A 13106-nucleotide genomic window follows, 5' to 3' on the forward strand; every position below is an offset into this window, starting at 1 on the left:
GCATCTGTGAACGTCTGCGCCCACAAAAGGAGACTCCCGATGACTGCATCTGCCGCCGTATTTGCCATTCTCGTTGCGCTGTTGCTGGGCGCCATGATTCCCGGGCCGAGTTTTGTTCTGGTGGCGCGCAATGCCATCGGGTTATCGCGCCGCGACGGCCTGGCCACTGCACTTGGCATGGGCGCGGGCGCCCTGTTCTTCGGTGGCCTGGCGCTGGCGGGGCTTTATACGTTGCTGCAAGCCGTGGAGTGGCTCTACATCGGCCTCAAGATTGCCGGCGGCGCGTATCTGACCTACATGGCGTGGAAGATCTGGCGCGGCGCCAAGCTGCCCATGGTGATGGACGATCGCCTGACGCAGCAAGCCGGCAGCGCGCGCAAGTCGTTCTGGACCGGCATCACCACGCAGATGAGCAATCCCAAGACGGCCATCTGGTACGGCAGTATCTTTGCTGCGCTGCTGCCGCAGCATCCGCCGGTGTGGTGCTACTTCGTGCTGCCGCCGCTGGTGTTCCTGGTCGAGTTCGGGTGGTACACCATCGTCGCGCTGTGTTTTTCGAGCCGAGTGCCGCGTGAGATGTACTTGCGTGCCAAGACCTGGGTCGATCGCGTGGCGGCCGTGGCGATCGGCGCGCTCGGGCTGCGTCTGATCTTCACTGCACCCAAGGTCGGGCTGTAGTTTTTTCCATGATGGCGTTGGGGGCGGCCGGCTAGACCGCTCCCGCAATCACGTCTCGCAGCCACTGGTGCCCTGGGTCTCGATGCATGCGCTCATGCCACAGCATCGACATCTCATACCCGGGCACGTCCACCGGCGGCTCAACCACCTGTAGCGCACTGGCCCCGCGCACCAGCCGCTCGGGCAGCATGGCAACCATGTCAGTGCTGGCGACCGCGGTCATCACAAAAAGGAAGTGCGGGACCGACAGCACCACGCGCCGGGTGGCACCGGCCGCCTTCAGGGCTTCGTCTGTCACGCCGAAGAAGCCACCGCCATCGGGCGACACGATCACGTGATCCAGCATGCAGAACTGCGCCAGCGTCGGCTTGCGTTTCAGGCGCGGGTGTCCAGCGCGGCCGATCAGCACATAGCGCTCAGTGAATAGCGCACGACGGCGCAGGCCGGGTGGTGCGCCGTCTGTGGTGTGGAACGCGAGATCGATCTCCCCTTGCTCGGCTTGCTTCTCGATACGCGTGGGCACCAGTTCCAGCATGGCGAGCCGTGTGCCCGGCGCGCTTGTGCGCAGGGTGTTCAGCGCCGGCAGCGCGATCGTGGATTCGCCGTAATCCGTGGCGGCCACGCGCCAGGTGTTAGTGGCTCGGGCCGGGTCGAACGGGCTGGCGGGCGCGACGGCCTGTTCCAGCGCTTCCAGCGCCAGCCGCAGCGGTTCGCGCAAGCTGTCAGCGCGCGCGGTTGGGCGCATGCCGCGCGGGCCCGGCAGTAGCAGCGGATCACCAAAGATGTCGCGCAACTTGGCCAGATGCACGCTCACGGAAGGCTGCGAGAAGTTCAGCCGCTCCGCTGCACGCGTGACGTTGTGCTCGGTCAGCAGCACATCGAGTGTCACCAGCAGGTTCAGGTCCAACCGCCTGAGATTATTCATGGCTATGCCTGGAATATTGATAATTCATTTCCAATATACCTGGGCGCACCGCATTCTGGAGCTATTCCTTATTTGGAGTTGCCACCATGAATGTCCTGATCGTCTACGCCCATCCCGAACCCAAGTCGCTCAACGGCGCCCTCAAGGACTTTGCCGTCCAGCGCCTCGAAGCGGCCGGCCACACCGTGCAGGTATCGGACTTGTACGCCATGCAATGGAAGGCCGCGCTCGATGCGAGCGACAGCACCGTCGGGCCGATCGGTCCGCATTTCCACCCGTCGCTCGATTCCAAGCACGCGTTCGAGAACGGCCTGCAAGCCGACGACATTGCTGCCGAACAAGCCAAACTGCAATGGGCCGACGCCGTGATCCTGCAGTTTCCGTTGTGGTGGTTTTCGATGCCGGCCATCCTCAAGGGATGGGTCGAGCGCGTCTATGCGTACGGCTTTGCCTACGGCGTTGGCGAGCACTCCGACACCCACTGGGGCGACCGCTATGGCGAAGGTAAGCTCGCCGGAAAACGCGCCATGCTCATCGTCACCACGGGCGGCTGGGAGTCCCACTACAGCCCGCGCGGCATCAACGGCCCGGTCGACGACATCTTGTTCCCGATCCAGCACGGCATCCTGTACTACCCCGGTTTTGATGTGGTGCCGCCATTCGTGAGCTACCGCACCGGCCGCATGGACGAGGCACGCTTTACGCAGACCACCCAGGCGCTGGGCGAACGACTCGACACCTTGTTCACCGCCGCGCCGATCCCTTTCCGCCAGCAGAATGCCGGTGAATACGAGATCCCGGCGCTTACGCTGCGGGCCGAGATCGCTCCCGAAAAATCCGGCTTCGCTGCGCATCTCGCCTAGACCTTGCCCGGCGCGGCAAGCGCTACAATTTCACATTCATCTCCGGCGGCGCGCTGTAGCAGATACAGCGCGCCGCCGCGTTTCTTTCTGCTTTCTTCTTCTTGTCGGCATGACGTCTCACGCGGTTCTTACGGGCCTGATCAATTTGCTGCTCGGTATGGGGCTTGGCGTAGCGGGCGGCTTGCTCGGCATTGGCGGGGGGCTCATCGCGATTCCTGTGCTCGGTTATCTCTACGGGCTGGACCAGCACCTTGCACAGGGCACTGCGCTGGTGATGATTGCGCCCAATGTGTTGATCGGCTTCTGGCGGTATCACCAGCGACATCCGGTGCATCTGCGCTCCGTCGCGCTGATCTGCGTGTTCTCGATGGCGGCCACCTACGTTGCTGCGCGCTTTGCGGCGGGGCTGGACGCCCATCTGCTGCATACGGCGTTTGCTGTGTTCCTGATCGTGCTGGCGGTGTACTTTGCCTCGCAGCTCAAAGAGAAACCGAATGCCGGTAATGCCGCGCACGCTGCCCCACATGCCATGCCGGCCGCCGCGCTGCCATTGATGGGCATCGCCAGCGGCGCAATGTCGGGCATCTTCACGGTGGGCGGTGGGCTGGTGGTGGTGCCGGCGCTGGTGACGTTCTTCGGCATGCCGCAGACACGCGCCCAGGGCATGGCGCTCGCACTGGTGGTGCCGGGCTCGCTGATCGCACTTGCCACGTACGCGCATGCAGGCCATGTGGATTGGGGTACGGGCATTCCGCTGGCGGCCGGCGGTGTCGTGAGCGTGTCGTGGGGTGTGGCCCTGGCGTATCGGTTTTCAGCGTGGCGTTTGCGGCTGGCGTTCTGCGTTGTGCTGCTGGGTACGGCGCTGATGATGTTGATGGTCAAGCCAGCCTGATCGACCCGGTTTTTCAAAACGGAGGAGGGCATCGTGTCGGAACAAGACAAGCAGGCCGGCCGCGCACGCCGTGCGCAGGTGATGGGCGACGCATTTGTTGAACGTGCGATGAGCGGATTGGATGCGTTCTCGGCACCGCTGCAGGATTGGCTCAACGAGCACGCCTGGGGCAGCACGTGGCAGCGTGACGGCATCGACCTCAAGACGCGCAGCCTGTGCACGTGCGCGATGCTGGCCGCGCTCGGCCGCAGCACTGAACTGAAGGGCCACGTGCGCGGCGCGATCAACAACGGCGCAACGGCGGTGGAGATTCGCGAAGTGCTGCTGCATAGCGCCATCTATGCCGGCGCGCCGGCGGCCGTCGAGGCGTTTCGTTCGGCGCGTGAGGTGCTCAATGAACTCGGTATCCAGATCGAAGAGGCGCGGTAGTCGGGGCTGGGCTATGCCAGCTGATACCTGATCGACATGGATGCCTTCGACGACGATCTGACGCGCTTTGCCGCCCACGGTGCTGGACCGCTGCCGGCCGCCGTTGAGCAAGGCCATGTCGAGCACGACGGTGCCCGCATCTGGTATGCGACCTTCGGCGCCGGCACACCTGTGATCCTGCTGCATGGCGGGCTTGGCCATAGCGGCAATTGGGGGTATCAGGTTCCGGCACTCATGAGGGGGGGCTACCGCCCAATCGTCATTGATAGCCGTGGGCACGGCCGCAGCACACGCGACGCACAGCCTTACGCCTACACGCGCATGGCATCCGACGTGCGGGCCGTCATGGATGCGCTGCAGATTGACCGCGCGGCGTTCATCGGCTGGAGCGACGGTGCTTGCGTTGCGCTCACCCTGGCCATGCAGACGCCGGAACGCGCCGCCGGCGTGTTCTTCTTCGGCTGCAACATGGACCCAAGCGGCACCACGCCCTTTTCGCCCACGCCCGTCATCGATCGCTGCTTTGCGCGCCACCGAAAGGATTACACCGCGCTCTCATCCACACCTAGCGACTTCGATGCATTTGTCGCGGCCGTCACTGAAATGATGCAGACGCAGCCGAATGCAACAGCCGAAGCGTTGGCGGGGACCCGTGTGCCGGTAACCATCGCTCAGAGCGAACACGACGAGTTCATCCGGCCCGAGCACGCGCAGTATCTCGCGCGGACCATTCCTGATGCGCAGTTTGTGTTGCTGCCCGGCGTGAGCCATTTCGCGCCGTTGCAGCGGCCGGCGTTGTTCAACGACGCCGTGCTGGCGTTTCTGCACGGACTTCCTCTGCCCTGAGTCGCGTGGAGGTCTGGCGCGTTTGCGCAACACTGCGCCGCGCGTTATCCACAGAATCAGTGGGTAAGCCTGTGGATAACGATGCCCGATCGCGATACCACGCGGTTCGCAGTCCTTTGCTGACTGCGTAGGCAGGCAGCTCAGTTGCTCGAAACTGCCGTGCTGTAGGTTGCCTTGATTGCCTTGTGCCGTGCTTCCATTTCCTGACGCAGCGTGCGGCGCTGCTGCGCGGCTTCGAAGCGTTCCTTTTCTTCGGTGTTGGCGGGCGCCAGCGGCGGCACGTCGGCCGGTTTGCCTTCGTCATCCACCGCCACCATCGTGAAGTAGCAGCTGTTGGTATGGCGCACGACCTGGTTGCGGATGTTCTCCGTCACAACCTTGATACCGATTTCCATCGACGTGCGGCCGGTGTAGTTGACCGACGCGAGGAACGTCACCAGTTCACCCACATGAATTGGCTGGCGAAACACCACCTGGTCCACCGACAGCGTCACGACGTAGCGGCCGGCGTAGCGGCTCGCGCACGCATACGCAACCTGATCGAGAAACTTGAGGATGTGGCCGCCGTGTACGTTGCCGGAAAAATTGGCCATGTCGGGCGTCATCAGCACGGTCATGCTGAGCTGGTGGGATTGCGTATTCATGGGGGCGTTGATGCTGGAATGATGGGAAAGCAGTGCGCGCAGAAATGGGTACGCAGCAGGCCGTCATTGTGCCGCGCTCGACTCATCTTGTGCTGCGTTGCGCGAAATTTGATGGCATCGCGCTACACTACCGGTTTTCCGCGGCAAACGATTTTCAGCCCGTCCTGTCTTCCATGCACCGATTGCTGACCCGCCTCCTGCTCTGGCTGGTTGTCCTGGCACTGCCCCTGCAAGGTTTTGCCGCGACGGCCATGATGGCGCGCGGCGGTGCAATGGACGATGCGATGGTTGCCATGGCAATGCCGGATGACGGCGCCGTCATGTCTGACGTCTGCCATGAGCACGAAGACGCCATGGCTGCCGACAGCGAGCCGAAAGCGCCGGCGCAGTCGCACTGCAAGACATGCCCGATCTGCGCGGCCTGTTCGCTCGGTTCGGTCGTCCCTCTGGCCGCCAGTCTTGGCGTGCCGCCGATCAAGCTGCCGGCCGCTGCGCCGCGTGGCCTTGCTGTTTCCTTCCGCAGCTTCATTCCCGAAGCGCTGCAACGTCCACCCTCGATTCGCGTTTGACGCCACCAGTCCGTCCATAGAACGGGCTGGCCTCTGGTTTTGCGGCTCCGTGCACCACACGCGGCCGTACGGCATCACGCTTGATCGAGGTTTCTCATGTTTTCCACACGATGGTTCTTGGCCGCCGCACTGCTGGCGCTGACGCTGGCGCCGCCATGGGTGTTGGCGCAGGGTGGGGCGTCTGCGCCGGCAGCTCCTCCGGCTGATCCACTGAATGCGGACGCGGCTGTGCCGGTTGTAGCCGCGCCGCGCACATTCGACAGCTACCACGCGTATCGCGATACCGGCCCCGCACCCTGGCGCGAGACCAACGCTGCCGTGAGCCCCAAGTCAGACGCTTCTGCGGAAGGCGGCCACGCAGGGCACGCCATGCCAGCGAGCGCACCAGCCGCCACCTCCAACAAGCCTGCCGGCGGGTCCATGCCCGGCATGCACCACCACTAGGAGGCGCCGTGCTCAAACCATCCACACGCCGCCTCGCCCTGTGCGCGCTGGCCGCCACGCTGCTGCTGGGCGGCTGCGCCACCATCACGCAAGACAGCGGGTTCAAGACCGTTGCCGATGTGGCGCGCGATAGGCTCGGCAAAGACGCCACGTGGCAGCGTTCACCAGAAGCACGCGACAGCGCAGCGCAACGCACGCGCGAGCTGCTCGCCCAGCCGCTGACGATGGACAGCGCCGTGCAGATCGCACTGCTGAACAACCATGGCCTGCAGGCTTCGTATGCGGAGCTGGGTCTATCCGAAGCCGCGCTCGTGCAGGCCAGCCGCCTGCCGAATCCCGGTTTCAGCTTCAAGCGCACACGCAGCGGTGATGACCTGTCGATCGAGCGCACGTTCTCGCTGTCGTTCCTGAACCTGCTGACGCTGCCGATGGCCACGCGCATCGAAAGCCGTTACTTCGAGCAGACCAAGCTGCTGGTTGCCAACCAGATGCTGCAGGTGGCGGCCGATACGCGCCGCGCATACGTCAATGCCGTGGCGGCGGAGCAATCCGCGCGCTATGCCGAGCAGGTTCAGCAAGCCGCCGAAGCCGGTGCCGAGTTCGCCAAGCGCCTGGCTTCGGCCGGCAACTTCAGCAAGCTTGATCGGGCACGCGAACAGGCCTTCTATGCGGAAGCCACTGCCACCCTCGCGCGCACGCGCCAGCAGGCGCAGGCCGAACGCGAGGCGTTGATTCGCCAGCTTGGGGTGTGGGGCGCAGATACCGGCTTCCAGTTGCCGGATCGGCTGCCCGACCTGCCGAAGGATCGCCCCGAACTGCAGCAGATCGAGGCCTACGCGCTGCGCAACCGGCTCGACATCCAGGCGGGCAAGTTGCAGGTCGATGGCTTGGCGTCGTCGCTGGGGCTCACACAGGCAACGCGCTTCATCAACGTGCTCGACCTCGGTTACGTGCGCAACAGCAAATCGAACGAGCCACGCGAAACGGGCTACGAGATCGGCATCGAGATCCCGCTGTTCGACTGGGGCGGCGCCCGCGTGGCGCGTGCGCAGTCGATCTACATGCAGGCCGCCGATCAGCTTGCCGACACGGCGGTGCGTGCGCGTTCCGAAGTGCGCGAATCGTACGTGCGCTATCAGACGACATATGACCTCACGCGCCACTACCGCGACGAGGTGGTGCCCGTGCGCAAGACCATCTCCGACGAGATGCTGCTGCGCTACAACGGCATGCTCGTGAGCGTGTTCGAGCTGTTGGCCGATGCGCGCGAGCAGGTGAATGCCGTCAACGGCTATATCGACGCGCTGCGCGGCTACTGGATTGCGCAGACCGATCTGCAGATGGCGCTGGGCGGCAAGTTGCCGCCGGCCGAAGCAAACGCGACTGCCCCTGCGCCCAACTCTCCTCAAGGACACTGAACATGGTTTCCCGACGTCAATTTCTCGGCGGCACGGGCGCGGCCATGCTGGGCGCGGCGATGGTCTCGCGCGCCGGTGCGGCCTCGCTGCCTGAAGCACCGCTGCAATCGAAGCCCGCCACACAGCCGCCGCTCGCGCCGCCAAACGGCCGGCCCTACAACCCCGTCGTCACGCTCAATGGCTGGACGCTGCCGTGGCGCATGCGCGGCGGCTGGAAGGAGTTCCACCTCGTGGCCGAACCGGTCGAGCGCGAATTCGCGCCCGGCATGACGGGCCACCTGTGGGGCTACAACGGCCAGAGCCCCGGCCCGACGATCGAATGCGTGGAAGGCGATCGCGTGCGCATCTTCGTCACCAACAAGCTGCCCGAGCACACCACGGTGCACTGGCACGGCATGATCCTGCCCGCCGGCATGGACGGTGTGGGCGGTCTCTCGCAGCCGCACATCCCGCCCGGCAAGACCTTCGTCTACGAGTTCGAGATGAAGAAGTCCGGCACCTTCATGTACCACCCGCATTCCGACGAGATGGTGCAGATGGCGATGGGCATGATGGGCTTTATCGTCGTGCATCCGAAAGACCCGGCGCAGCACCGTGTAGACCGCGACTTTGTCTTCCTGCTCGCCGCGTACGACATCGACCCCGGTTCATACACGCCCCGCGTGGCCCAGATGACCGACTTCAACATGTGGACGTGGAACAGCCGCGTCTTCCCCGGCATCGACCCGTTGCCCGTACGCCTTGGCGATCGCGTGCGCATCCGCATGGGCAACCTCACGATGACGAACCACCCGATGCATCTGCATGGCCACACCTTCGAAGTCGCCGGCACCGACGGCGGCTGGGTCCAGCCCAGCGCGCGCTGGCCGGAGGTGACGACGGACATTGCTGTGGGCCAGATGCGTGCCATCGAGTTCATCGCGGATAACCCTGGCGATTGGGCTTTTCATTGCCACAAGTCGCACCACACGATGAACGCCATGGGGCACAACGTGCCGACCATGATCGGCGTGCAGCAGAAGGATCTCGCCAAGAAGATGAACGCGCTGGTGCCCGACTACATGGGCATGGGCCAGGCCGGCATGGCCGACATGGGCGAGATGGAGATGCCCCTGCCCGACAACACGCTGCCGATGATGACGGGGCAGGGCCCATTCGGCGCCATCGAAATGGGCGGCATGTTCACGGTGATGAAGGTGCGACGCGATCTGCCGCGCAACAGCTATGCAGACCCCGGTTGGTACAAGCACCCCAAGGGCACTGTCGCCTACGAATACACCGGCAGTGGCATCGACGACTGAGCAATGCCGGAATCCACATCCAATACGAGCCCCTACATGCAACGCTATCTGATCCGCTCCACCCTCCTGGCCGTGCTGATGTCGACGGCCGCCATCGCTCACGCATCCGGCAGTCACGCCGGCGGGCATGACCATGGCGACGCAGCCATCGGTGAACCCGGCGACGCCGCCCATATCACACGCACCGTGCGCGTCGACATGACCGACACCATGCGCTTCACGCCCGCGCAGATCACGGTGCAGCGCGGCGAGACAATCCGCTTCGAGGTCGCCAACAGCGGCCAGGTGCGGCACGAGATGACGCTGGGCACGCCGGCTGACCTCGTCGCCCACGCCGAGCAGATGCGCAAGCACCCCGAGATGGAGCACGCCGACGGCAACGCCGTCACCGTTGACCCAGGCCAGCGCGGCGAGATCGTCTGGCACTTCACGCGCACCGGCTCCGTTGAGTTTGCCTGTCTGCAGCCCGGACATTTCGAAGCCGGCATGCGCGGCGCCGTGCAGGTGCGCGGCAACAAATCCTGATCTCTCCCCAGCCACGTCTTTCGACAAGGAGCCCACTATGTTTCGTCATGCCCTGATGCTGACCGCGCTGCTGGCCGGTGCACCGTTTGTTCACGCGGCTGGAGATGCCCCTTCCGCCCCTGCGGCTACCGCTGCCGCCCCAATGTCAGAAGGCGAGATCAAGAAGATTGACACCGCCGCCGGCAAACTGACCATCAAGCACGGCCCGCTTGAGAACCTCGGTATGGAACCCATGACGATGGTCTTTCGAGTGCAGGACCCGGCCACGCTTACCAAAGTGCACGTTGGCAGCAAAGTGCGCTTTGTCGCCGAGAAGGTGAACGGCGCATTGACTGTGACGGCGTTGGACGCGCAGTAACACGAAGGCGGGCGGACTGCCGTCTGCCCGCGCAATCGATGCCGTGGGCGGGCGGCTCGGGGCCAAGAAACACAATGCGCTGAAAGATACTTACGGTAAAGTGAGGGCCGCTGCAGATGCGAGTGGCAAGCTGAGTCGATGTGCTGCCTGATAGGAGATGCACGATAGACCGTACCGTGCGTCAGCGGCGAGCAGGAAGTGGATCGTGCGCCACTTGAATCTGCGTGTTGGGGGCTGAAACATTTCGCTCGAAAAGCGACGCCCTGGGTTTAATTTCCGCGGCATCTTTTGGTTCATGCGTCATCTCAAATACCGCTTGAGCAGAGTCTCTGCAAAAAAATTCTGGTATTACTTTTCGAATGCTTCAAGCCATTTCCTGGCCCGCGCTACCAAAAATGGAAGAGCTGAGGCGCTTCTGAAAAGAAAAGGTGGCCACGGGGGCAAGCAGGACGTCATTGATCGATTGAGTTATTACAACTCGATTTCGGAGTCATTCGACCCGAGCCGCAATGCCGTGGAGTATTCGAACTTCTTGTTGAAATCCTCAACAAGCACCATCGTCGACAAGGATTGTGAAATAGGAAGCACCTATTTTTATGATCTTGTCGACTTGATGGATTATTTTGGTCCGGGCTATTGCTTTGACTACGACTGCGGCGACGTCACTGCCGAGCCGAACCACCCGGCGTTTGTGAAGAGCCGTCCCATCAAGAGCAGCTCCCATAACGGGGTTCTCTTGAAGTTGGACGCCATCCGGCATTTTGCGCTGGCACGCGACACGATCGATTTCCACGACAAGAAGCCCATGGCGGTTTTTCGTGGCCCTTGCCATCAGGAACATCGCAAAGCGTTTGTCGAGCGCTGTCACGACTTGGCAAACGTTGACATCGGCGACACTCGAAAATCGGAACTTGGGAAGGCGACTTACAAATCGCCCATGACGATTGCCGAGCAATTGCAATACAAGTTCATTGTGAGCGTCGAGGGAAACGATGTTGCGACGAATCTCAAATGGATCATGTCCTCCAATTCGCTTTGCTTCATGAGGCGGCCTCGTTATGAGACGTGGTTCATGGAGGGGAGACTGATTCCGGATGTGCATTATGTCTTGCTGAAGGACGATTATTCTGACCTTCAGGAAAAAATGGAGCATTACCGGAAGCACCCCGGCGATGCACTGGCGATCGTTCGCAACGCCAATCGATGGGTGGCGCAATTCATGAATCGCGATCAGGAGCGCTTGCTCGGTTTGATGGTGATCGCAAAATATTTCCGACTGTCGGGCCAACAAGCCTTTTGGTAAAGCCCGACCAGGACAACGCGCATTGCGTTTGATCCTGAGCAGGCCAGTCGTGGGGCGGGTCTGCAACGCATACGGCGGCGCGTTACACTCGTTGTCTTTCGCCGTCTCCGTGCGCTTTTTCCACCATGTCCGCGTCTGCCCCCACCGCTACCCACGCCCACCCGCTTTCCGACGAGCAGCAAGCCTTCTTCAAGGAGCACGGCTACGTCGTGTTGCGCGGCTTCGTGAGCCAGCAGGTGAGCGCCGCGTTGCTCGCGGCCGCGCAGGACGGGCTGGCCCGCGCCGCAGCGCCGGTGGAGCTGGAAACCGACGTCGGCTATGCCGGGGCACCGCTCTCGCGCGACGCCGAGGGGGGCCAGACCGTGCGCCGCCTGCTCGACGCCGATTCACGCGGCACACCTTATACGGAATGGGCGCGCGACCCACGCGTGGCCGGCGCGATTGCGCAACTGATTGGCAGTCCCGTGCATCTTTCTCTCGCGCACCACAACTGCGTGATGACCAAGCACCCCGCGTTTGGCACCGCTACGCATTGGCACCGCGACAGCCGCTACTGGTCGTTCGCTCGCAACGAGCTGGTGTCGTCGTGGCTGGCCCTGGTGGAAGAGACGGTCGACAACGGCTGCCTGTGGGTGATTCCCGGCAGCCACACGCTTGAGCTGCCTGCGGACCGGTTCGACGCGAAGCTGTTCCTGCGCCAGGAGCTGCCAGAAAACCGTGCGCTGATCGACACCGCGCGCCCCGTGCCTCTGCTGCCCGGCGATGTGCTGCTCTTCCACTGCAACACCTTCCATGCGGCCCGCGCCAACCAGACAGGCGCCGTCAAGTTCTCGGCAGTGTTCACGTACTACGGCCCCGATAATCATCCGCTGCCTGGCACGCGCTCGTCTGCACGGCCAGATCCGCTGGTCGGTTGAGGTGCGCCCTCCCCCATTTGTAGGTGAGCGGCGGACAGATTTGTGTCACGTGCCTTTGCTAAGGTGGTCTCCCAACGATCACGAACGGGGGAACCACAATGGCGATTCAGGAAGTGACACATGGAACGCATGTCATCGTCGTTGATCCGCTGCAACGCGACGATCATCGGTGGACGGCCCGTTTCCAGGTCTGTCGCGCCGGCCACATCGTGTGTGACTGGGAAGACATTGAGATCCCGGAGGGCTTCATCTCCGCTCAGCTTGCCTTGAGTGCGAGTGTGCTGCTTGCCGAGCACCGCTTGTCGAGCTTGCAGCATTAGCACCACCCACAAAGCGCCCGCCGACCCCGCGGGCGTTTTGGTCAGCACCTCTGGCGTGATTCCTCCAAGCTGCTGTGATGCGCTCATCGCCCGCAAGCGCCCGTTTGCGCCGCGGTATTCGCACTTCGTCGCATCCGCGCTGACTGCCACGAAGTCTGCGCCTACATTGCCTCCTGATCGCCGGCCTGCCAACGCATCGCCGGCCCCTCAGGAGACGCTCATGACTGCCATGTTTTCTCTGCCGCGCCTTGCGCTGGCCCTGACGCTGACAGCACTTGCCGCAAGTGCATCCGCCGCCACCCTGACTGTGGTGGTGGAAGGCGCACAAGGGCGCCAAGGCGCGGTGCGTGCGGCGATGTTCCGCGACGCTGCGGGCTGGCTCAAGCCCGATTCGGCCATCCGGGCGGACATCGCCGCGCTCGATAGCGTGTCCGGCGCAAGCGTCACCTTCGTGTATCCGGAGTTGCCGGCGGGGCGCTACGCGTTGTCGGTCTTCCATGACGCCAACAACGACGCGAAGCTCGGCACCAACCCGGCCGGCATTCCCGTCGAGCCTTACGGTTTTAGCCGCGATGCACGCGGCCGCTTCGGCCCGCCCACATTTGACGACGCTGCCATCGACGTGCAGGGCGACCAGCGCGTGACGATTCACTTGCATTGATGTTGAGCGAGGC

At 63.4% G+C, this 13106-nt stretch carries 17 protein-coding genes; 15 read left to right on the forward strand and 2 right to left on the reverse strand.

What is annotated here, in order from left to right:
* Window positions 1–39: 39 nt before the first annotated feature.
* The gene (locus BG83_RS0119315) at window positions 40–678 is read left to right on the forward strand and encodes a LysE family translocator (protein WP_024978243.1); all 639 of its coding nucleotides are present in this window, start codon (window positions 40–42) and stop codon (window positions 676–678) included.
* Window positions 679–709: 31 nt separating this feature from the next.
* On the opposite strand, the gene BG83_RS0119320 is transcribed toward BG83_RS0119315, so the two are convergent.
* Window positions 710–1603 carry a LysR family transcriptional regulator gene (locus BG83_RS0119320; RefSeq protein ID WP_024978244.1) on the reverse strand — a complete coding sequence of 298 codons (894 nt, stop codon included), beginning with the start codon at window positions 1601–1603 and terminating at the stop codon, window positions 710–712.
* Window positions 1604–1689: 86 nt separating this feature from the next.
* Here BG83_RS0119320 and BG83_RS0119325 point away from each other — a divergent pair, with 86 nt between their 5' ends.
* The 4 genes from BG83_RS0119325 to BG83_RS0119340 all read left to right on the forward strand — a co-directional run bounded on the left by BG83_RS0119325 (window position 1690) and on the right by BG83_RS0119340 (window position 4633).
* A complete protein-coding gene (locus BG83_RS0119325) occupies window positions 1690–2466 on the forward strand; it encodes an NAD(P)H-dependent oxidoreductase (protein WP_024978245.1) in 777 nt (258 codons plus the stop codon).
* 109 nt (window positions 2467–2575) lie between these two features.
* Window positions 2576–3358: a sulfite exporter TauE/SafE family protein gene (locus BG83_RS0119330; RefSeq protein WP_024978246.1), complete on the forward strand. Its 783-nt coding sequence runs from the start codon at window positions 2576–2578 to the stop codon at window positions 3356–3358.
* Between the two features lie 33 nt (window positions 3359–3391).
* Window positions 3392–3787, forward strand: a complete 396-nt coding sequence (locus BG83_RS0119335) for a carboxymuconolactone decarboxylase family protein (RefSeq protein ID WP_024978247.1) — start codon at window positions 3392–3394, stop codon at window positions 3785–3787.
* 36 nt (window positions 3788–3823) lie between these two features.
* The gene (locus tag BG83_RS0119340; RefSeq protein WP_024978248.1) at window positions 3824–4633 is read left to right on the forward strand and encodes an alpha/beta fold hydrolase; all 810 of its coding nucleotides are present in this window, start codon (window positions 3824–3826) and stop codon (window positions 4631–4633) included.
* A gap of 140 nt (window positions 4634–4773) precedes the next feature.
* Here the strand turns inward: BG83_RS0119340 and BG83_RS0119345 are convergent, their stop codons facing one another.
* Entirely contained in the window at window positions 4774–5277 is a 504-nt protein-coding gene (locus BG83_RS0119345; protein WP_024978249.1) for an acyl-CoA thioesterase, read from the reverse strand.
* Between the two features lie 44 nt (window positions 5278–5321).
* On the opposite strand from BG83_RS0119345, the gene BG83_RS0119350 reads away from it, so the two are divergent.
* The 10 genes from BG83_RS0119350 to BG83_RS0119395 all read left to right on the forward strand — a co-directional run bounded on the left by BG83_RS0119350 (window position 5322) and on the right by BG83_RS0119395 (window position 13093).
* On the forward strand, window positions 5322–5846 hold the full coding sequence (locus BG83_RS0119350; RefSeq protein ID WP_235193225.1) for a DUF2946 family protein: 525 nt from the start codon (window positions 5322–5324) through the stop codon (window positions 5844–5846).
* Window positions 5847–5942: 96 nt separating this feature from the next.
* Window positions 5943–6290 (forward strand): hypothetical protein, encoded by a 348-nt coding sequence (locus tag BG83_RS0119355; RefSeq protein WP_024978251.1) that lies wholly within the window; start codon window positions 5943–5945, stop codon window positions 6288–6290.
* 8 nt (window positions 6291–6298) lie between these two features.
* Window positions 6299–7708 carry a TolC family protein gene (locus BG83_RS0119360; RefSeq protein ID WP_024978252.1) on the forward strand — a complete coding sequence of 470 codons (1410 nt, stop codon included), beginning with the start codon at window positions 6299–6301 and terminating at the stop codon, window positions 7706–7708.
* A gap of 2 nt (window positions 7709–7710) precedes the next feature.
* The gene (locus tag BG83_RS0119365) at window positions 7711–9009 is read left to right on the forward strand and encodes a copper oxidase (protein WP_024978253.1); all 1299 of its coding nucleotides are present in this window, start codon (window positions 7711–7713) and stop codon (window positions 9007–9009) included.
* 36 nt (window positions 9010–9045) lie between these two features.
* Window positions 9046–9534 carry a cupredoxin domain-containing protein gene (locus tag BG83_RS0119370; protein WP_024978254.1) on the forward strand — a complete coding sequence of 163 codons (489 nt, stop codon included), beginning with the start codon at window positions 9046–9048 and terminating at the stop codon, window positions 9532–9534.
* A gap of 37 nt (window positions 9535–9571) precedes the next feature.
* On the forward strand, window positions 9572–9892 hold the full coding sequence (locus BG83_RS0119375) for a copper-binding protein (RefSeq protein WP_024978255.1): 321 nt from the start codon (window positions 9572–9574) through the stop codon (window positions 9890–9892).
* A gap of 295 nt (window positions 9893–10187) precedes the next feature.
* The gene (locus tag BG83_RS0119380; protein WP_024978256.1) at window positions 10188–11195 is read left to right on the forward strand and encodes a glycosyl transferase family 90; all 1008 of its coding nucleotides are present in this window, start codon (window positions 10188–10190) and stop codon (window positions 11193–11195) included.
* Between the two features lie 125 nt (window positions 11196–11320).
* Complete coding sequence (locus BG83_RS0119385) at window positions 11321–12112, forward strand: phytanoyl-CoA dioxygenase family protein (protein ID WP_024978257.1); 792 nt, start codon at window positions 11321–11323, stop codon at window positions 12110–12112.
* Window positions 12113–12210: 98 nt separating this feature from the next.
* Window positions 12211–12432, forward strand: coding sequence for a hypothetical protein (locus tag BG83_RS0119390; protein ID WP_024978258.1), 222 nt, complete (start codon window positions 12211–12213; stop codon window positions 12430–12432).
* A gap of 220 nt (window positions 12433–12652) precedes the next feature.
* Window positions 12653–13093, forward strand: coding sequence for a DUF2141 domain-containing protein (locus tag BG83_RS0119395; protein WP_024978259.1), 441 nt, complete (start codon window positions 12653–12655; stop codon window positions 13091–13093).
* Window positions 13094–13106: the final 13 nt, after the last annotated feature.

This window comes from Ralstonia pickettii (assembly GCF_000607165.1).
GTDB classification, from domain to species: Bacteria; Pseudomonadota; Gammaproteobacteria; order Burkholderiales; family Burkholderiaceae; genus Ralstonia; species Ralstonia holmesii.

Excerpts from the sequence above, each read along its gene's own strand:
- BG83_RS0119315 (WP_024978243.1), top strand. The coding sequence starts at position 40 with ATGACTGCATCTGCCGCCGTATTTGCCATTCTCGTTGCGCTGTTGCTG.
- BG83_RS0119320 (WP_024978244.1), bottom strand. The coding sequence starts at position 1,603 with ATGAATAATCTCAGGCGGTTGGACCTGAACCTGCTGGTGACACTCGAT.
- BG83_RS0119325 (WP_024978245.1), top strand. The coding sequence starts at position 1,690 with ATGAATGTCCTGATCGTCTACGCCCATCCCGAACCCAAGTCGCTCAAC.
- BG83_RS0119330 (WP_024978246.1), top strand. The coding sequence starts at position 2,576 with ATGACGTCTCACGCGGTTCTTACGGGCCTGATCAATTTGCTGCTCGGT.
- BG83_RS0119340 (WP_024978248.1), top strand. The coding sequence starts at position 3,824 with ATGGATGCCTTCGACGACGATCTGACGCGCTTTGCCGCCCACGGTGCT.
- BG83_RS0119345 (WP_024978249.1), bottom strand. The coding sequence starts at position 5,277 with ATGAATACGCAATCCCACCAGCTCAGCATGACCGTGCTGATGACGCCC.
- BG83_RS0119350 (WP_235193225.1), top strand. The coding sequence starts at position 5,322 with ATGGGTACGCAGCAGGCCGTCATTGTGCCGCGCTCGACTCATCTTGTG.
- BG83_RS0119355 (WP_024978251.1), top strand. The coding sequence starts at position 5,943 with ATGTTTTCCACACGATGGTTCTTGGCCGCCGCACTGCTGGCGCTGACG.
- BG83_RS0119365 (WP_024978253.1), top strand. The coding sequence starts at position 7,711 with ATGGTTTCCCGACGTCAATTTCTCGGCGGCACGGGCGCGGCCATGCTG.
- BG83_RS0119370 (WP_024978254.1), top strand. The coding sequence starts at position 9,046 with ATGCAACGCTATCTGATCCGCTCCACCCTCCTGGCCGTGCTGATGTCG.
- BG83_RS0119375 (WP_024978255.1), top strand. The coding sequence starts at position 9,572 with ATGTTTCGTCATGCCCTGATGCTGACCGCGCTGCTGGCCGGTGCACCG.
- BG83_RS0119380 (WP_024978256.1), top strand. The coding sequence starts at position 10,188 with ATGCGTCATCTCAAATACCGCTTGAGCAGAGTCTCTGCAAAAAAATTC.
- BG83_RS0119385 (WP_024978257.1), top strand. The coding sequence starts at position 11,321 with ATGTCCGCGTCTGCCCCCACCGCTACCCACGCCCACCCGCTTTCCGAC.
- BG83_RS0119390 (WP_024978258.1), top strand. The coding sequence starts at position 12,211 with ATGGCGATTCAGGAAGTGACACATGGAACGCATGTCATCGTCGTTGAT.
- BG83_RS0119395 (WP_024978259.1), top strand. The coding sequence starts at position 12,653 with ATGACTGCCATGTTTTCTCTGCCGCGCCTTGCGCTGGCCCTGACGCTG.